Annotated in this window: 13 protein-coding genes, 2 tRNA genes and 1 pseudogene; 8 read left to right on the top strand and 8 right to left on the bottom strand. The window is 69.0% G+C overall.

What is annotated here, in order from left to right; translation table 11 throughout:
• Positions 1–6: 6 nt before the first annotated feature.
• The 4 genes from ACZ6TD_RS25260 to ACZ6TD_RS25245 form a co-directional block, all read right to left on the bottom strand.
• Entirely contained in the window at positions 7–687 is a 681-nt protein-coding gene (locus ACZ6TD_RS25260) for a response regulator transcription factor (RefSeq protein WP_471341844.1), read from the bottom strand.
• On the bottom strand, positions 684–2,030 hold the full coding sequence (locus ACZ6TD_RS25255; RefSeq protein ID WP_471341842.1) for a sensor histidine kinase: 1,347 nt from the start codon (positions 2,028–2,030) through the stop codon (positions 684–686). The genes ACZ6TD_RS25260 and ACZ6TD_RS25255 overlap by 4 nt, the downstream gene beginning before the upstream one ends.
• Before the next feature lie 206 nt (positions 2,031–2,236).
• A complete protein-coding gene (locus ACZ6TD_RS25250) occupies positions 2,237–4,486 on the bottom strand; it encodes an MMPL family transporter (protein ID WP_471341840.1) in 2,250 nt (749 codons plus the stop codon).
• A gap of 286 nt (positions 4,487–4,772) precedes the next feature.
• Positions 4,773–5,414, bottom strand: coding sequence for a hypothetical protein (locus tag ACZ6TD_RS25245; protein WP_471341838.1), 642 nt, complete (start codon positions 5,412–5,414; stop codon positions 4,773–4,775).
• A 476-nt stretch (positions 5,415–5,890) separates the two neighbouring features.
• Between ACZ6TD_RS25245 and ACZ6TD_RS25240 the strand changes: the two genes are divergently transcribed.
• From ACZ6TD_RS25240 to ACZ6TD_RS25220, 5 genes are all read left to right on the top strand, one after another.
• Complete coding sequence (locus ACZ6TD_RS25240) at positions 5,891–6,292, top strand: hypothetical protein (protein WP_471341836.1); 402 nt, start codon at positions 5,891–5,893, stop codon at positions 6,290–6,292.
• 120 nt (positions 6,293–6,412) lie between these two features.
• A complete protein-coding gene (locus ACZ6TD_RS25235; RefSeq protein WP_471341834.1) occupies positions 6,413–7,864 on the top strand; it encodes an amidase in 1,452 nt (483 codons plus the stop codon).
• A gap of 252 nt (positions 7,865–8,116) precedes the next feature.
• Positions 8,117–8,689 carry a hypothetical protein gene (locus tag ACZ6TD_RS25230; protein ID WP_471341832.1) on the top strand — a complete coding sequence of 191 codons (573 nt, stop codon included), beginning with the start codon at positions 8,117–8,119 and terminating at the stop codon, positions 8,687–8,689.
• A 608-nt stretch (positions 8,690–9,297) separates the two neighbouring features.
• Positions 9,298–10,416, top strand: a complete 1,119-nt coding sequence (locus ACZ6TD_RS25225) for an MFS transporter (protein WP_471341830.1) — start codon at positions 9,298–9,300, stop codon at positions 10,414–10,416.
• A gap of 849 nt (positions 10,417–11,265) precedes the next feature.
• Positions 11,266–11,925, top strand: coding sequence for an HAD family hydrolase (locus ACZ6TD_RS25220; protein ID WP_471341828.1), 660 nt, complete (start codon positions 11,266–11,268; stop codon positions 11,923–11,925).
• Here ACZ6TD_RS25220 and ACZ6TD_RS25215 read toward each other — a convergent pair.
• On the bottom strand, positions 11,906–12,730 hold the full coding sequence (locus ACZ6TD_RS25215) for a transcriptional regulator (RefSeq protein ID WP_471341825.1): 825 nt from the start codon (positions 12,728–12,730) through the stop codon (positions 11,906–11,908). The genes ACZ6TD_RS25220 and ACZ6TD_RS25215 overlap by 20 nt on opposite strands.
• A gap of 664 nt (positions 12,731–13,394) precedes the next feature.
• Here ACZ6TD_RS25215 and ACZ6TD_RS25210 point away from each other — a divergent pair.
• Positions 13,395–13,766, top strand: a complete 372-nt coding sequence (locus ACZ6TD_RS25210) for a DUF6415 family natural product biosynthesis protein (protein WP_471341824.1) — start codon at positions 13,395–13,397, stop codon at positions 13,764–13,766.
• 1,201 nt (positions 13,767–14,967) lie between these two features.
• Here ACZ6TD_RS25210 and ACZ6TD_RS25205 read toward each other — a convergent pair.
• Positions 14,968–15,195: a hypothetical protein gene (locus ACZ6TD_RS25205; RefSeq protein ID WP_471341822.1), complete on the bottom strand. Its 228-nt coding sequence runs from the start codon at positions 15,193–15,195 to the stop codon at positions 14,968–14,970.
• Between the two features lie 79 nt (positions 15,196–15,274).
• Between ACZ6TD_RS25205 and ACZ6TD_RS25200 the strand changes: the two are divergent.
• A pseudogene (locus ACZ6TD_RS25200) lies at positions 15,275–16,516 on the top strand (site-specific integrase).
• 91 nt (positions 16,517–16,607) lie between these two features.
• Here the strand turns inward: ACZ6TD_RS25200 and ACZ6TD_RS25195 are convergent.
• Together ACZ6TD_RS25195 and ACZ6TD_RS25190 are read right to left on the bottom strand one after the other, a co-directional pair.
• Positions 16,608–16,680, bottom strand: a tRNA-Arg gene (locus ACZ6TD_RS25195).
• A 416-nt stretch (positions 16,681–17,096) separates the two neighbouring features.
• Positions 17,097–17,187 (bottom strand) — tRNA-Ser (locus tag ACZ6TD_RS25190).
• Positions 17,188–17,499: 312 nt separating this feature from the next.
• Here ACZ6TD_RS25190 and ACZ6TD_RS25185 point away from each other — a divergent pair.
• Positions 17,500–17,949 (top strand): SSI family serine proteinase inhibitor, encoded by a 450-nt coding sequence (locus ACZ6TD_RS25185; RefSeq protein ID WP_471341820.1) that lies wholly within the window; start codon positions 17,500–17,502, stop codon positions 17,947–17,949.
• The last annotated feature ends 130 nt before the right edge of the window (positions 17,950–18,079 follow it).

The raw sequence follows: 18,079 nt of genomic DNA, 5'->3' as shown, positions 1-18,079 counted from the left end.
CCACGGTCACGGTGCGGGCGGCGCCGCCCGTACAAGGCCCGTCTGGTAGGCGATGACGACCAGTTGGGCACGGTCGCGGGCGCCCAGCTTCGTCATCGCGCGATGAATGTGGGTGCGCACGGTCAGCGGGCTGAGCGTGAGGACCTCGGCGATCTCGGTATTGGACCTGCCCTCGGCGGCCAGGCCCATCACCTCGCGCTCGCGGACGGTGAGCTCCGACAGGCGTTGCGGGGGCGCGAGGTGGGCGTCGGGGGCGGGGGACATGAGGAAGTTCGTGATGAGGGTGCGGGTCGCGGCGGGTGACAGCAGCGCATCGCCGGAGGCCACCGTGCGCAGGCCGGCCAGCAGGGTCTCGGCGGTGACGTCCTTACCGAGGAAGCCGCTGGCACCGGCGCGCAGCGCCTGGGCGACGTAGTCCTCGGTCTCGAACGTCGTCAGGATGAGGACGCGGGTGGCGGCCAGCTCCGGGTCGGCGCAGATCGCGGAGGTGGCGGCGAGACCGTCCGTGCCCGGCATCCGGATGTCCATGAGGACGATGTCGGGATGGTGGGCGCGGGTCAGCTCCAGCGCCTCCGCACCGTCCGATGCCTCGCCGACCACCGTCATGTCCTCGCAGGAGTCGATCAGGATCCGGAAGGTGGCCCGCAGCAAGGTCTGGTCGTCGGCGAGCAGCACCTTGATGGTCATGACTCTTCTCCTCCGGCTGGAGCGCCTGTGGCGCCTACGGCCGCTTCGGGTGCCGAGGGCTGGAGCGGCAGCGCGGTGGTGACCTCGAAGCCGCCCTCGGGGCGGGGTCCCGCGCGGAGTTCGCCGCCGATGGTGCGGGCGCGTTCACGCATGCCCATGACGCCGAAGCCCTGGCCCGGCGCGGCCTCTGCGGCCTTGGTGGTCTCGGTGGCCTTGGCGGTCTCGGTGGCCTCGGTGGCCTTGGCGGCCTCGGCACCGCTGATACCGCCGAGGGCGCCGTCGGTGTCCGGGCCGTCGTTGCTGACCGTGATCAGCAGGCGTGATCCGGAGTAGGCCAGATGTACCCGTGCGGAGTCCACGGCGGCGTGCTTGGAGACGTTGGTGAGCGCCTCCTGCACGATCCGGAACGCGGTCAGGTCCACCCCGGGGGAGAGCGGGCGGGGCTCCCCCGTCGTGCTGACCGTGACGGCGAGCCCCGCGGACGCGCACGCCGAGACCAGTTCGGGCAGTCGGGCGAGACCGGGAGACGGCTCCAGCGATGCGGAGGCCGGATCGCCGTTCTGGCGCAGCAGCCCCAGCGTGGCCTTCAGCTCGCGCAGCGCGGAGGACGTGGTGCCGGTCAGGTCGGTGAGGATCTTCTTCGTCTGCTGCGGACTGGTGAGCGCGAGGTGGGCGGCCGTACCGGCCTGCGCGTTGGCCAGGGCCATGTGATGCGCCACGACGTCGTGCAGCTCGCGGGCGATGCGCATGCGCTCCTCTGTGACGCGCAGCCGCGCCTCCTCCTCCCGGGTGCGCTCGGCGTGTTCCGCGCGGGCCTGCACCGATGCCAGGTAGGCGCGGCGCAGCCGGGTCATGTTGCCGGCGGCGAGCGGCAGCAGCAGCCAGAAGAAGGGGCCGATCGTCCGGAGCACCAGGGACAGACGGTCCATGGAGTCGGAGACCGCTGACGCGACCATCAGCGCCGCCATGATGGTGACGCCGAAGACGCGCGTGGTCTTGCGGTCGGTGAGCGTGGCCAGCCAGTAGAGCGCCGCCATGACGGGTCCCAGCAGCAGGGGGGTGAGCAGGTACCCCAGCACGATAGCGATCGCGGTGCAGACCGCGGTCACGACGACCGCGGTGCGCGGATGGCTCCGGTACTTCAGCAGGGCGAGGCAGGACACGCCCATGAGGACGGTGGCGGTCTTGTCCTGGTCGGGTGGGTGGGCGCCGGGCAGGGTGAGGTTGCTGCCGAGGACCGCACAGCCCATCAGTGCCAGGACCAGCACCACGTCGATGACGTGGGGATAGCGGTCGGCGTACTGCTCGAAACGGTCCGTGTAACGCTCAAGGCTGGTGCTCATCGGCTGGGCTCTCCGCTCGGTGCTGTGGGCCATGGTGACCGATTCGGCGCCCTCTGAGCCACCGTGACGGATTCGGCGCTCTGTGAGCCACCGTGACCGTTTCGGCGCCCTGGGGCCACCGTGACCGTTCCCCGCGCGGACCGCCGCCGGGGCCGCCCATGTCGTGCGCCACGGGCGGCCCCGGTGGGGGCGGGTCCGGCGGTCGCTCAGGTGCGGGCCACTTCCAGGCCGGTCGCCCCGGCCGGGTCCGATTCCGGTCCCGATCCCGATCCCGGTCCGGATCCCGGTCCCGATTCCGGCCGGCGGCCGAGCGCCTCACCCTCCACGTCGACCTTGGGCAGCAGCCGGTCCAGCCACTTCGGCAGCCACCAGGCCCTGTCGCCGAGCAGGGCGAGCACGGCGGGCACGATCGCCATCCGTACGACGAAGGCGTCGAACAGGACGGCGGAGGCGAGCCCGAACCCGATCATCTTGACCATGGAGTCGCTCTCGCCGACGAACCCGGCGAACACCGCGATCATGATCAGCGCGGCGGCCACCACCACGCGCGCGCTGTGCCGGAACCCGGATGTGATCGCCTGGCCGGGCCGCTCGCCGTGGACGTACGCCTCCCGCATCCGCGAGACGAGGAACACCTCGTAGTCCATGGCCAGGCCGAAGATGATGCCCACCAGGAAGATCGGCATCAGGCTCATGATCGGGCCGGTCTGCTCCACGCCCAGGAGTTCGGCGCCGTGGCCCTGCTGGAAGACGAGGACGACCACGCCGAGGGAGGCCAGCACCGACAGCAGGAAGCCGAGGGCCGCCTTCAGCGGGACGAACAGCGATCGGAAGACCACCAGCAGGAGCACGATCGCGAGGCCCACCACGACGACCAGATAGGGGATCAGCGCGCCCTGCACCTTGTCGGAGACGTCGATGTTCAGCGCGGTGGTACCGGTGACCTCGAAGGTCGCCCCGGTCTCGGACTCGGCCCCGGGCCGCTCGCCCCGAATGGTCGTGACCAGGTCCTTGGTCCTTTCGTCGGTCGGCGCCGTGGCCGGCACGACCTGGAAGACGGCCGTGTCACCGGCCTCGTTGAAGCGGGCCGGGGAGACGGAGACGACACCCTCGGTGCCGCCGATCTCCTTCGCGACCGTGTCGGCGGCGCCCTTCGGGTCGGTGTCCCCCTTCGCGTCCACCACGACGGTCAGTGGCCCGTTGAAGCCCGGCCCGAAGCCCTCGGCGAGCGCGTCGTAGGCCCGGCGCTCGGTGGTGGAGGTCGACTTGGCCTCGTCCCCGGGCATGCCGAGCTGCAGGTCCGTCATCGGCACCGCGAGGGCACCGAGGCCCACCACGCCGAGCAGCAGCACGGGCAGCGGACGCCGCAGCACGAACCGCGCCCAGCGGCTGCCCCCGTTGTCACGGGTGCCCTCCTCCTCGATCCGTCCGCTCCTGCGGGCCCGCCGCCGGAGCACGGCGTTCGGCCAGAAGCCGAGGAACGCCGGGACCAGCGTCAGCGCGACCAGTACGGCGACGACGACCGCGCCCGCCGCGGCCAGGCCCATCTTGGTGAGCATCGGGATGCCGACCACCGCGAGTCCGGCCAGCGCGATGACGACGGTGAGCCCGGCGAACACGACCGCGGAACCGGCCGTTCCGACCGCCAGACCGGCCGCCTCCTGCGGCACCCGGCCCTTGGTGCGCTCCTCGCGGTAGCGGGAGACGACGAACAGGGCGTAGTCGATGCCGACCGCGAGACCCAGCATCATCGCCAGGGTGCCGGTCGTCGTGGACAGGCCCAGCGCCTCGGACAGGGTCAGGATGGTGGCCATGCTCACGCCGACGCCGATGACGGCGGTCAGCAGCGGCAGTCCTGCGGCGGCCAGCGAACCGAAGGTGACCAGCAGCACGACGGCGGCTATCGCGACACCGATCACCTCGGCCGCACCGCCGGGCCCGCCGCCGTCGTCCATCGCGCTTCCGCCGGCCTCGACGGTCAGCCCGGAGTCCTGGGCCGTGTGGATGGCCCGCTCCAGTTGGTTCTTGCTGGTGTCGGTGAGGTCGTTGGCGGCGACCTTGTAGGTGACCGTCGCGTAGGCCGTTGTGCCGTCCTTGCTGACGGCCTTCGCCCGGAACGGGTCGACGGCGCTCGCGACCTGTGTCCCGTCGGCCAGATTGGCCACGGCCTTCTCGACGGCCTGCCTGTTCTCGGTGGCGGTGACCTTCTCACCGCCCGGCGCGACGAAGACGACCCGGGCGGTCGCGCCGTCGGCGGAGGCTCCGGGGAAGCGCTGTTCCATCAGGTCGAACGCCTTCTGGGACTCGATGCCCGGCATCGAGAACTCCTCGTCGGAAGCCCCCGATGCCTTGAGCGCGCCCAGCCCGACGGCGGCCAGGACGGCCGCCCAGACCAGGGCGACGTACCAGCGTCGCCGAAAGGCCAGACGGCCCACTTGGTAAAGGAAAGTAGCCACGACAGGAGGTCTCCGCATCTGGTGCCGACTGTCCGCATCTGGTGCCGACTGTCCGCCCAGACTCTCCGGGAGCGGGCCGCCCTGTCGTCGTGCGCCTGCCGACATTTCGCGCTACTGAGAACGCAGTACGCACCGCCCGGGCGGGTCCGCCGCTGGTACGACGCACCCGCCCGGGTGGCGACAAGGACCGTCGGCCGCTGTCGTCATCGCCTTCGCGTGATCGCGCAGGCCCGCGCGCCCGGTGGGCGGAGGGCCCACCGGGCGCGCGGAGTGCGGAACGCGGGGCTTACGGGTGGTACTTCTCCTCGACCGTCTCGGCGGCGCCGGACTTGGGGTTCATGGTGACGCGGACGGTCACGCTGTTGGTCTTCGCGGCCTTCTCCAACTGGTCCACGGTGCACTTCGCGGTGCCGTAGCCGTCGTCGCCGATGGACGCGCCTTCGGCGCCGTCGTCCTCGGCGCAGATCGCGGCCGCGCCGAGGATCCGCGTGGCGTTGGCGACAAAGAATGCCTGCTCCATGCCGCCGCTCTCGGGCTTGACGGTCAGCTTGCCGGGCGCGAGGTACTTCAGCGTGCCGACGAACGTGCGGTGGTTCCCCGCGTTGGCGGCGCCGCCCCCGGAGGAGGCGGACCCGCCACCGGTGCCTGCGGCGGGCGGCGCCGTGTCGGTCTTGCCGCCGCCCTGGCCCTGCGAGCCGGAGTTGCCCCCGGAGTTGCCCCCGGAGTTGCCCCCGGAGTTGCCCCCGGAGTTGTCCGAGGAGGAGCCGCTGGTGGGCTGCGCCGAGGCCGAGGAGCCGGAGGCGTTCCCGGAGTCGTCCGGCCCGCAGGCCGTGGCCCCCAGGCTCAGCGCGGCGGCGGCGACAAGGGCGGCGGCGATACGGCGGCCGGCGCGGCCGCGGAAGCGGTTGGTGGCGGTGGCGGTGTTCATCGTGACCTCTCGTTGCTGTGTTCTGTCCGTCTCGCTCCCGGACGACAATCAGCTTCGAAGATCGCGTTGGCGTTCTGCTAACGGACAACTAATACCGTGCAGCGGCGGCGCGCCCAGTGGCCCCCAGGCCAGGGCCGCGTCGCGGCCGACGGTGTAGCGGGGCGAGGCTTTCCGGCGGTCACGGCCTTCGCGATCACCCGGGCCGCGTCGTCGGCGGGCCCGCCACTCCTTATGTGGACGGCGGACTGCGCGTTGGTCGCCTGGATCAGGACGATCCCCGGTTGCTCCCGGCCGAGGAGCCGCGCCGCGCGCTCGCCGCGCTGCCCGGCGATTCGCGGCGCTGCTGCTGACCAGCACGCACGGCATGACGGGCATGGAGGTCAGCGGGCGCCTCCCCGCGGAGAAGTGGCACGTCTCGGCCGAGGGTGAGTATGGGTACTCAGGCGTGCGAGGGCCGTGCTGTGCAGGGTGAAGCCATGGTGAGCAGCAGGCTGGGCCGCTGGGCAAAGGGCATCGTCGTCTCGGCGGCCGCCGCCCATGCGACGTACTGGATCTGGGAATCCGCCGAGCGGTGGGAGTCAGAAGCGGAACAAGCCAATCCGGATGGGGGCATCGGCGCAGGGTTCATCGAAGGGACGCTGGCCACACTCGCCTGGTTGACGCTGGTGCCGTTGCTGCTGTGGGCGGGAATGCGGCTGCTGCGGGAGCGAGACAATCAGCTGCTGGTGAGCATGGGATCGGCGACGTGGATCGTTCTCGGGACCCAGATGACCGCGGGCGGCATCAGCGGGATGGAAACGGAATTGTTCCTTCTCGCCTTCACTCTGCTCAGCGGCTTCCTGGCGATGTTCCGCCCCGCCACACCGGAGGAGGGGTGATCGACCGCGCCGTCCCGGGCTGATGCCACCGCGGAGGAAAATAATGACCGCCGAGACATCCACCCCATTGTGCGAAGCGGCGTTTTATGACCTGTCTCAGAGGTCGATACGGTCCGATTCATGGAGTGGAATTTTCTGACGGCCGAAAAACTCGCGGCTGCCTTGCGTGCCGGTGAAGTGAGCTCGGCGGAACTGACCGACGAGGCGATCGCCCGTATTGAGCGGGACGACAAGGCGATCAACGCGATCTGTGTGCCGGACTTCGACCGTGCGCGGGCCGCCGCGCGCGGTGCCGACCAGGCGCGCGCCCGCGGTGAGGACCGGCCGCTGCTCGGCATTCCGGTGACGGTCAAGGAGTCCTATGACATCGCCGGGCTGCCCACGACCTGGGGCATGCCGCAACACCGGAACTACCTACCGGCCGAGGACGCGGTGCAGGTGTCGCGGCTCAAGGCCGCGGGCGCGGTGGTGCTCGGTAAGACCAACGTGCCCTTGGGGCTGCAAGATGTGCAGAGCTTCAACGACGTCTACGGCACCACCAATAACCCGTGGGATCACGGTCGCACGCCGGGTGGATCCTCCGGCGGATCGGCGGCGGCCCTGGCGTCCGGGTTCGGCGCGCTGTCCATCGGCTCCGACATCGCCGGTTCGTTGCGCACCCCCGCACATTTCTGCGGTGTCTACGCGCACAAGCCGACACTCGGGCTGGCGGCGAGCCGCGGTATGGTCCCGCCGACCGCGCCGGCACTGCCGGTCGAACAGGACCTCGCCGTCGTCGGCCCGATGGCGCGCACGGCCCGCGACCTCACGCTCCTGCTCGACGTCATGGCCGGACCGGACCCGCTGACGCTCGGTGTGGCGCACGACGTGACGCTGCCGCCCGCGCGCCACGAGCGACTCCGCGACTTCCGGGTCCTCATCCTCGATGAGCATCCGCTCATTCCGACCGGGTCCGCCGTGCGGGCGGGCCTGAACCGGGTGGCCGACGCGCTTGTCGACGGCGGCGCCCGCGTCGAACGGCACAGTCCGCTGCTGCCCGATCTGAGCGAAGCCGCGACGCTCTACATGCACTTGCTGTTTTCGGGCTTCAGCGCGCGTTTCCCCGTCGAAGCGTACGAGCAGTTCCGGACCCGCGCCGCCGCGCTGGGCGCGGACGACCGGAGTCTCGACGCGGCGCGGCTGCGCGGCATGGTGTTCAGCCACCGCGACTGGATCGAGGCGAACGACCGTCGCGAGCTCCACCGCCACGGCTGGCGGCGGCTCTTCGCCGAGTTCGACGCCGTGGTGTGCCCCATCACTCCCACTCCCGCGTTCCCGCACGACCACAACCCCGATCGGCTGGAACGCCGGATCGACATCGACGGCGCCGCGTACCCGTACCTCGACCAGCTCGTCTGGGCCGGTCTGGCCACCATGCCCGGCCTACCCGGCACCGCCATACCGACGGGCCGGTCCCCCGAGGGTCTGCCGGTGGGAGTGCAGCTCATCGGTCCGACGTTCGAGGACCGCACCCCACTGCGGCTGGCCGAACTGCTCGAGCAGAAGATCGGCGGCTTCCAGGCACCGAAGTAGGGCGCACGCTCGGCGGGATGCGAACCCGCAACCTCTTGATCCCTGGGTTCGACCAGCCTCTGACGGCGAACCAGGAACCTGTCGAACGGCCATGCCCAACCATAGGCGGCCGACGACCGGTGGAGCAGTTGTCCGGTCCGACCGGGTGACGCCGCGCGCGAACGGGTGATGCAGGTGCTTTTCCTGTTTCCAGGTGGAAGGGAAAAAGTGGCATTCATGCGCAAATGGAACGCATGAACCCCGGGAGGAAATATGCCGATACAAGCGAGCGCGCTCGTGCGCGGCAGCTCGGTACTGATAACCGCCCTGGCGACCGTCGCCATGCTGGCCACCCCCGCCGAAACCACCGAAGCCGAAGCCCACGGCGGGCGGCCAGGCGACGGGCGGGCGGCCGAGACCAGGCAGATCGCGTCCTCGGTCCTGGACGCGGACCAGAACGTCAAGTTCACCCTGACCGCGATCCGGTCCGCCGTCGACCCGCTGCGGGCCTCCGTCCGCCTGAAGGCATTCGTCCGGCAGCACGGCCGGCTCGTGCTGTCGGATGAGGTACGGGTCGGCGCGGTGGACAGCTGGTTCTGGTTCCCGGTCACCGGGCGGGGCGCGATCTGCGAATTCTCGACGGCGAGCACCAACCCCGCGCCCGTCACCACGAGCCTGCTGATCACCCCGGCGATCGGCTGCTCGCCACCCCAACGCTTCGAGCTGCGGAACGGGAAGTTCAAGGCCGACGGCCACAGCGCACGGGCCCCGCACGGCGGAGTGAGCACTGGCGGTGGCGGCATGGCCGGACGGACCGCCCCCCGGGGAACGCCGACCGGCATGTAGGGCGCTACCCCCGCACGGCCCGCCGGTCGCCTTCGCAGTGACCGGAGCCAAGGCTTGAACCGAGGTCCGGCTCGATGACTTCGCCACCGAGCCGGACCTCGTCACCATCCCATCGCATACGCAAGAGGCCCCTTCCGATGATCGGAAGGGGCCTCTGAGCTGCTGCGCGCTCGGCAGGATTCGAACCTGCAACCTCTTGATCCGTAGGTTCGGGCAGGGTGCTGGCGCGGAACTCGGTAACGGTCCGTCCTGGTGCTCATGTCGGGCCAATGACCGGCGTCGAGTGCCGTCGTTGCCGTCAGAAGCACGCGCCGCCTGAACGTACGCGCCCTCGGTGGAAGACCCGAATAACCGCTGGCGCACACGGGCTGCCGTTGGGGAAGATCGGCCAAGCACGCGACATGGGTGCCCCGGCCTGCTTCTTCGCCCGCGAGCGGGCCGCGTTTGTCACGGGAACCGTGCTGCTGGCAGACGGCGGCAACTCCCGTGGAGTCAGCTGACGGAGGCAGATTTTGAGCGACGAAGCGTTACCGGCGACGCAAAGCGCACAAGCTGTGGGTCCGGCCCGGAACACTGTCAAGGCCAACTGGGCCCGCACCTTTGCGGGCGTGGCCACGTCCCTGTTTTGTACCTTCACCTCTTTCGGACTCGTGATCCCGGTCATTCCCCGACTAGTCACCGAGGAACTACACGGATCCGCGTTCCAGGTCGGGGCGGCCTTCACGGTCTCGGGTGTGGTCGCCCTGCTGGTGCGACCGTACGCGGGCCAGCTGGCCCAACGCAGGGGCAGCAGGCCGGTGATGCTGCTCGGTTCCGCCCTCATCGTCGTCGTCGCCGGGCTCTACGCCCTGCCGCTGGGACTGCCGGGGCTCTTCGCTGCGCGGCTGGTGATGGGCGTGGGAGAAGCGCTGCTCTTCACCGCAGGCTCCGTCTGGACTGTGTCCCTGACGCCGACGGAACGCCGCGGACAGATCGTCGGGTTCTACGGGCTGGCCATGTGGACCGGCCTGACCGTCGGACCGGTGTTGGGGGAAGTGGTCTTCCGAAGCGGCTCGTTCGGCGCGGTCTGGGTCACGGCCGCGGTGCTGCCCGCTGTGTCCGTCGGCGTGCTGTTGTTCCTGCCCAACAGCGCGCGCCGGGGAGCCGCCGTGTCCACCCGACTGCTGCCGCCCTCCTCCGTGCTGCCCGGGCTCTCCCTCGGCTGCGGCGCGTTCGGCTATGCAGCAGTCGCCAGCTTCGGAGCCCTCGCCCTCACCTCGCGAGGCATCGACAACGGGTCCTTACTGATCAGCCTGTTCAGCGTGGCATACGTCAGCGTGCGTCTGCTGGCGGGTCGGGTTCCGGACCGTATCGGCGCACTGCCCGTGATCGTCGTCTCCGCCTCGGTGGAGGCGATCGGCATGGTGCTCATCGCTTTCGCGCCGGTCCTCTGGGTCGCGGCCGCCGGGGCGCTGATCGCAGGGGGCGGATTCACCTTGCTCTACCCGGCCCTCGCCCTCATCACCATCGACACCGCGCCCGAGGAAGAGCGAGGCGCCGCGCTCGGCGCCATCACGTCCTTCTTCGACGTCGCCGTGGGCGTCGCGGGGCTGCTCGGGGGCGCCCTCGCCGAAGTGAGCTACACGGCGACCTTCCTGCTCTCCGCAGTGGCCGTACTCGGCTCACTGCTCACCGGCACCGCCGCAGCCCGTCGACGCAGCAAATACACCAGCCTCTCCGCCTCCTGACGCCTGGAGTGCGAGAGCAGACGGATCCGTGGAGTGGTGCGCGGAGCCGCTTTGGCCTGGTGTTTCTCGCCTCTCCAAGCCGCCGGGCTGCGGCCCGATGTCCTGGCCGGTCACTCCATCGGCGATCGGCGCGCGCACGAGTCCTGCGATACGGCGTGCGCACTCCCGTTGGCCGACTCGCGCCCCCCGCGCCCCGGAGAGAACCTTAAAAAGGGATCTCAACATCGGTTTCGTCGAAGTGGTCGACCGACTGCGTGGGCCGCATTCCCCTGGAGGAGGGGGTCATGTCATTTAACTTCGAAGAATTCCGAAGAAGGCAGAGTCGCAAGGCTGCAATGGACGCCCAAGCACGCCAGGAAGCGAGAGATGCGTGGCTCGAACAGAAATGGAGCACCGAGCGGAATCAGTATCACGCCATGCTAGCAACATATTGGATCAAGTTCCGGTGCCCTATATGCAAAGGCCCTCCGAAATTTGGGCCTCGGAAGACGACAATCTCATACGGTTCCTGGGATGACGAGCCAGAAGAAGTAGAGCAAGTTTGCTGGTTTCCGCAACCTCACGACATGGCGGCATGCCAATACTGCGAGCGAGTCGTCCACGTGAACGATAAATGCGGCCAGAGCACGGGCCCTATGATTTGCGCTAAATGCGCAAAGAGAATTGACTCCAACCGGGAACCGTGCAGCGCCCTTTGGAGAAAGTGGATAGCGCCGAAATATATCCAGTACCATTACTTTGGCCCCTCTAGCGAAGACCCATAAATACCCCGCTATTGGCACTGGGAAGCTTGCTCCATGCCAGACGGGGGGCGTTAGCCCGCGCTCCGCATGTCCTACCCTGCTCATCATGATCCGAGCTGTGGTTTTCGATGTCGGTGAGTGCCTGGTCGATGAGACGCGCGAGTACGGCACGTGGGCGGACTGGTTGGGGGTGCCCCGGCACACGTTCGCGGCGATGTTCGGCGCTGTGATCGCTCAGGGTCGGGACTACCGCGAGACGTTCCAGGTCTTCCGTCCTGGCTTTGATCTGTACGGAGAGCGGGAGAAGCGGGCTCAGGCTGGCCAGCCCGAGCACTTTGATGACAGTGATCTGTACGCGGATGTGCGTCCGACGCTGACGGCGCTGCGGGACGCTGGGCTGTGGGTGGGCATCGCGGGCAACCAGACCGTACGGGCAGGGGGCATACTGCGCTCGCTCGACCTCCCGTCCGACTTCATCGCCACGTCCGATGACTGGGGCGTGTCCAAGCCCGATCCGGCGTTCTTCTCCCATGTGGCGGACGCGGCTCCCTGCCCGGCCGAGGAGATCCTTTACGTGGGTGACCGGCTGGACAACGACATCCGCCCGGCGGACAAGGTGGGTATGAAGACGGCGCTGGTCCGGCGTGGACCGTGGGCGACGATTCAGTGGGATGAGCCGGATGCCGTCGCGGTGCCGACCTTCCGCGTGCACAGCCTCGCCGAGCTGCCGGGGCTGGTAGCCAGTCTCAGCGCTGAAGAGCGCTGACGGTCGTTCCCCAGCCGTACATGCGGTCGTCCAGGCTGCGGACGTACGGTTCGTCTCGCCATGCGTGCAGTCGCTTGCGGACGTCGCGGATGCGGTCCATGCCGACGGCGTACCAGGTCACGCTGAGCTGATCGAGTGCTTCGTTGGCCCATCGGCAGGCTTCCTCTGGCCTACCGGCTGCGGCCTCCACGGCGGCCAGGTCGCCGAGGATGATGGTCCGCTGCTTGCCGTCGTCGGCGGGCAGGTTGTCAAGGACTCCCAGCAGCGTGGTCCGAGCCTGGGCCGTGTGTCCGGCGGTCAGCTGGGTGTTGCCTTTGAACGCGGCGAGGCGGACGGGGGTGAACCAGTCCATCCACACCGGGCATGGCTCGTCCGTATCGCCTTCGGCTAGTACGCCTTCGGCGTGGGAGATCAGGCGCAGTGCCGTGCGGGTGTCGTTGCAGCGTGTCATGCATTCGGCCTCGACTGCGTCAAGCCAAGCCAGCATCATCGCGGGGGCGTTGCCCCGGCGGGCGTAGGCACGGGCAGCAGACATGCGCTCTTCGGCGTCTTCCCTGTGGCCCTCCCAGCCTGGGATGAACGCAGTATGAGCCAGGATCGCCGCTCCCAAGAGCGCGTCGTCGGCTTCCCCGGCGGCCTGGAGGCCACGCACAAACGCGTGGTTCGCGGCGTTGGGCTGCTGGAGGTCGAAGAAGTCGATACGTCCGGCGAGAAGGTAGGACTCGGCGAGTGCGGCGGCCAGGGCGGTACGGCAACGGCCGGTTGTCTCACCGATGAGCGCTGTGCCCAGACGTGTGTGCTCCACCACGGTGGCGTGGAGTTGGGAGGGCTGCACGGACCAGTACAGGCGTCGGTGAGCAGCCGTGATCGCGGCGAAGTCGCTGCCTACCGTGGCTGGTTGTGTGGCATTGTTCGCGGTGGGAAATGGCCCGGGGGCGGGTCCGATCGCGGGCGCTCCCGATGCTGCGACGGGTCGCCGACTGGCACCCTCCCGCGTCGAACTCGTGCCGTCCCACGGGGCGGTGAAGCCCAGTTCCTCGATGGACTGGCCCAGGAGATGCGTCAGTACCCGCTGAACGTCAGGCTGCGGCCATGGTGGATTCGCTGACTCCCAGCGGCGGACTTGGCGCACGCTGATCTGCAACGACCGTATGCCGAGCTGAGGAGCGGTGTTACGGATGGCCTCCGCCAACGCTTCCTGAGACGCGTATCCCGCCGCCTGCCGGGCGGCCTTGAGCCGAACGTTTCCCACTGGCCTGGGCACTGGACTTCCTCACGGTTTCGATGGGGCTGGTCAGCTCCGCCAACGGTAGCTTTAAAGGGCCCATTTGGGGACCCTCACCTTTCTGACCTCGCTAGTAGGTCCCATAGATGTCCTCTTTGAGTCCTCTAAGCGGCCTTCATTAGGACGTCCTGTAACCCCACCATGTCTAAGGCCGGACAGACAGCAAACATGCGGGGTGAAGGCCATGAGCGCGGCGGTGCAACGCGCAGGCGAGCAGCAAGACGAAGTGGACGTCGAGGAGATCAAGAGGACGATCGTCAACGCCTTAGTGACGCGGACGGTACTGCCGCCGTACGAAGAACTGCGCGACCTGCACAAAGCGTTGCTGGGGCACATTCACACGTTGATGCCACTGGCAGAGAAGCGGATCGACCGTCTGAACCGGGCCACCGTGGCCTGGTACTCGAGGCGCAGCAGGTTGAACACCATTCCGCATGAGGTGCGTCAGGGGCTGGGCTCCGGCTTGCGGTCGGCTGAGTGGCACGTTCGGAGCTTGGGCTACACGTGTCAGTTCCTGCTCAACAACTCCGGTTTCGTCCAGGAAGGCGACGGGTGACCTAGAGACCGGGCGGGAGCTGCTGCCCATGGGAAGGACCCGCAGCTCCCGCCCTCCCTGGGCACGGTGACTGCGCGGCGGACAACGCCCCGTTCGCCTCGTGGATGTCACCCACCACGCCCAGGGGCGGCGGACACTGCCCCGTCCGCTGTCAGCGGTCCGGCTCCCCATGCCCGCGCCCAACAGACGATCCGCGAGGCCGGGAGTCGGACCGCACAGTAGAACAACCGCATACGCAAAACCGGGCTACCCCTCAAAACCCTGGCAGGCCAAGGGGTAGCCCGGTGGGAAGTCCGTGATCAGGACCCCGGTGCCGATGGTACCGGGGTGGTTGTCGTACTCGTTTCGACGCTGCCTATTTCCAGGTGAGTTCAAGCGGAGCAAAGGGGTGGTGACGAGTGCGAGGCAGATACGGAGTGGCGGGCTCGATGGTGGCGGTCACCAGAGCGTCTACGACACGCAGGTCGGCCACCGGGATACGGAAACCGACGCGGAGCGACCACGACGGCCTGAGCCACCGCGCGGCAGCAGCTGCTCCCCGCCCGCCAGGACCGGGCAGTTCGGTCTGCTCACGCGCTCGCATCCGTGACGGCGACAGTACGGCGGCCGGCCGTATCGGGCCGGGGCCGACGATCGACATACCCCCGGCCGGGCACCCCTCCCCTCCCCGCTGGCCGTTCCTACGCGCACAACGGCGATGGCCGCAGTCGGCGGACGGCCAGTCATGTAAACCGCTCCGCGTAGCCGCCCCTCGACGGCTGGCAGGACTGGGCACGTGGCCTTGGCCGTGTTGCTACGTCGGCGCGTCCACTGCGGTCGGCAGGAGCTCTGTGGGAGCTGTTCCAGATGCTGACTGCGCTAGGTGCGCTGCTGGTGCGGGGTGGCGCGCTGAGTGGCATGGGGGCGCCGCTGAGCGGGGCGGCAGACAGGAGCGGGCGGCGGCCACGGGCCGCCAGCGCGCGCGGCCCGCGCAAGCGGGCCGCCTTGATCCAGTAAGGAAACTCTGAACAGCTCGCACCAGAAGATCGCCGGAGGATCGCAATGCGGGGTGCGCGCGACCAACGCGCAGACGACAAGGGGGAACTGGTGCTGGCCGAGCAGGAGCGGGCGCTGTTGGCCGAGATCGCGGCCATGACTGAGCGCCTGCGCGGTGAACTGGAGGACATTCGTGCGGAGGTGGCGGAGACCCAGGAGGAGCGGGCTACGAGTCCTGCCGCGCCTTCAGTTCGGCGACTTCCCGCTTGAGGGTCTGGACCTCCGCGTTCAAGGTGCGGAGCTGGTCCCGGACCTCTAGGAGTGCTTCGGTGATGGTCCCGGTGGGTTCTGTGCTCGCTGAGGCCTCGCCCCTTCCGACCGTCTCGATCAGCTCGCCGCCGGGGCCGATCACGTCGGCTACGTAGCTGCCGCGCCCCTGCACTGTGTAGATCAAGCCCTCTTCGCGGAGCTACATCGCACGCCAGACCGAACGAGAGGCCGCCTGATGGGCAAACGCGAACGGCGGAGGAAGCATCTACCAGCGCAAGGATGGGCGTTGGGAGGGCATCGCGTACGTCCTGACGGCCGACAGCACGCACAAGCGGCGCAGCGTCTACGGGAAGACCTGAGATGACGCCCACGACAAGCTGACCAGGCTCAAGGCCGACTCCAACAACGGACTTCCCGTCGCCACGAGCAAACAGAGCCTGGGCGACTTCCTGACGTACTGGCTGGCCAACGTCGCGCGCATCAAGGTCCGTCCGGCCACGTACGCCGCTTATGACTCCCTCGTGCGGAACTACCTCGCTCCGGGCCTCGGGAAGAAGAAGCTGACGCGGCTCACCGCACGGGACATCCGGGCCTTCCTCGCCGCCACGGCCCGTACATGCCAGTGCTGCGCTCAGGGGAAGGACAAGGCGCGCCCGGAGCGGAAACGCCGCTGCTGCGCGCTGGGCAAGTGCTGCAAGTCGTACCCGTCCGACCGGACCGTGCGGTTTCTCCTCGTGCTGCTGCGGGCCGCGCTGGAGCACGCGGTGCGGGAGGACGAGCTACCGCGCAACGTGGCCAAGAACGTCGAGCTGGGCATGGGCACGAAGCGCGAGATAGAGCCGCTGACCGTGCAGGAAGGGCGTCAGCTCCTGATGGCGGCGCGAGGTAACCGGCTCTGGGCGGTGTACGAGCTGGCCGTACGGATCGGTCTGCGGCGCGGTGAGGTCCTGGGTCTCCGGTGGAAGGACGTGGACCTGGCCGACGGGACGGTCACTATCCGGCAGACGCTCCAGCGCGTTGGCGGTGAACTGCTGATCGCCGCCCCGAAAACTCAGAGGTCCGCCCGGCGGGTGGCGCTGCCCGCCGAGTGCGTGACGGCGCTCCGGGCTCGCCGTGTCCAGCAGCGCGGGGATCGGATGGCGGCGGGAGAGAAGTGGAAGTGCGGCGGCAATGATCTTGTGTTCACCACGAAGAAAGGGACTCCGCTCGAGCCGCGCAACCTCAACCGCGCCTTCACCCTCCTGTGCGACAAGGCGGGGGTCCGCCGCGTCCGCTTCCACGACCTCCGGCACACCTGCGCGTCCCTGCTCCACGAGCAGGGAGCCGACGCCCGGATGATCATGGAAGTCCTCGGGCACAGCTCGATCCGCGTGACGATGGACATCTACACCTTCGTCCGGCTGGACTCGCAGCGCTCCGCCTTCGACCGCGTCGGCGATGCCCTGCGTGACGGCGACGGCCCGGACGATGACGACAGCGCGGGTGGTGCCCTGGTCGCCGTCTGATCGAGGCGCGCGGCGGTTGCCGTCAACGACCGCCGTCAACGGTCAACGCAAGAGGCCCCTTCCATTACTGGAAGGGGCCTCTGAGCTGGTGCGCGCTCGGCAGGATTCGAACCTGCAACCTCTTGATCCGTAGTCAAGTGCTCTATCCGTTAAGCTACGAGCGCTTGGCTTCCCGGCGGTTTTTCTTGCCGGTCGGCGTTGCGGGGACAACATTACATGACCTGCGCCGTGAGGCGAAATCCGTTTCCCCCACCCCCACTGACCTGCGAAAACTCCATTTTCGGGGGCTCGCGGAGTCGGCGTCGCGAGACCTCGGGGAGCTCGCTTTCGCGTCGCTGGGTGCTTGAGGAGCGAGAGTGGCGACTACGGAAAGCCACGGGATAGCCACCTTGCGTTTCCCCGTCAGTCGCTCCACGTCGCCTGGTCCGGAGCGCACGACCACGGTCGCCGGCGTAGCCGTAGTAAGGGGAGCATGGACGGGCGGGCGCCGGCGTGTCGGTGCGGTCGCGTGATCATTCGTGGCGGGCCCGGAAACGACGCAGGGGGCCCGCGCCCTAGGCGCGGGCCCCCTGTCAGAGAGCGGAGGCTGAGGGATTTGAACCCTCGATGGGCTTTAAGGCCCAAACCGCATTAGCAGTGCGGCGCCATAGACCAGACTAGGCGAAGCCTCCAACACACCGGTCGCTCGCGCGAGCGCGAGGTGGCGTGTGCAGATGATGTCACAGCCCAGTGGGATGTCACCAATCGCGGACTACGGTACTCGGCGGGCGGGGCCCATCGCAAAGCCCTTGTGGGGGGTCTTGTGGGGGGGGTGCTGGGAGCGCGCCCGTACGGCGGAGCGCACTCCTTACGGCCGATTTTACGGCCGAGGGGAGCCCGTACGGCGAGCACAGCCCCTTACGGCGGAGCAACGCGCGCGGCGGCGGCGCGTTAGACGGGGCGGGGGCAGCGCGCCCCCGACTGATCACACCAGGAGTGCCCCCATGCCCCTGCTGCACCGCCTCGCCGTCACCGTCGCGCTGACGACCGCCGCCACCGCGGGCGCGCTGGCCCCCGCCGCGGCCACGCCGCTGCCGCTGCCCCTGCCGTTCGACGGGGAGAGCGCCGACCGGCTCGTGATCACCGTGAGTGAGACCGGTGAGGCCGACGACGCCGCGACCTTTCTGCTGAGCTGCCACCCGACCGGCGGTACGCACCCCCGGGCGCGGGCCGCGTGTGCGGAGCTGGACTCGCAGACCGTGTGGGGCCGGGATCCGTTCGCGCCGGTGTCGCCCGACGCGATGTGCACCGGGCAGTACGGCGGGCCGGCCACGGCTCGGGTGACGGGCCACTGGGCGGGGCGTCCCGTCAACGCCTGGTTCAACCGCACCAACGGGTGTGAAATCGCCCGATGGAATCGGTTCTCCGTCGTTTTGCGCACGCCTGGGAGCTGACCTGCGGATTGGGCCGGGACTGAGAGGAGAAGAGCCCGGTGAAGTTTGTCCGGGCGTGCGTCGAGACGCGTACGTCGCGCTGCGACCTCCCTCTCATCCGCCGTCGCGTCCGGCGCTGGTGCCCGTAGAC

The sequence above is a fragment of the Streptomyces yongxingensis genome, assembly GCF_055597465.1.
Note: the sequence above shows the minus strand (reverse complement) of the source record. Positions and strands in the feature narration are given on the sequence as shown.

Coding starts and splice junctions, on each gene's coding strand:
- ACZ6TD_RS25240 (WP_471341836.1), top strand. CDS start 5,891: ATGGTGAGCAGCAGGCTGGGCCGCTGGGCAAAGGGCATCGTCGTCTCG.
- ACZ6TD_RS25210 (WP_471341824.1), top strand. CDS start 13,395: ATGAGCGCGGCGGTGCAACGCGCAGGCGAGCAGCAAGACGAAGTGGAC.
- ACZ6TD_RS25185 (WP_471341820.1), top strand. CDS start 17,500: ATGCCCCTGCTGCACCGCCTCGCCGTCACCGTCGCGCTGACGACCGCC.
- ACZ6TD_RS25230 (WP_471341832.1), top strand. CDS start 8,117: ATGCCGATACAAGCGAGCGCGCTCGTGCGCGGCAGCTCGGTACTGATA.
- ACZ6TD_RS25220 (WP_471341828.1), top strand. CDS start 11,266: ATGATCCGAGCTGTGGTTTTCGATGTCGGTGAGTGCCTGGTCGATGAG.
- ACZ6TD_RS25235 (WP_471341834.1), top strand. CDS start 6,413: ATGGAGTGGAATTTTCTGACGGCCGAAAAACTCGCGGCTGCCTTGCGT.
- ACZ6TD_RS25245 (WP_471341838.1), bottom strand. CDS start 5,414: ATGAACACCGCCACCGCCACCAACCGCTTCCGCGGCCGCGCCGGCCGC.
- ACZ6TD_RS25260 (WP_471341844.1), bottom strand. CDS start 687: ATGACCATCAAGGTGCTGCTCGCCGACGACCAGACCTTGCTGCGGGCC.
- ACZ6TD_RS25255 (WP_471341842.1), bottom strand. CDS start 2,030: ATGAGCACCAGCCTTGAGCGTTACACGGACCGTTTCGAGCAGTACGCC.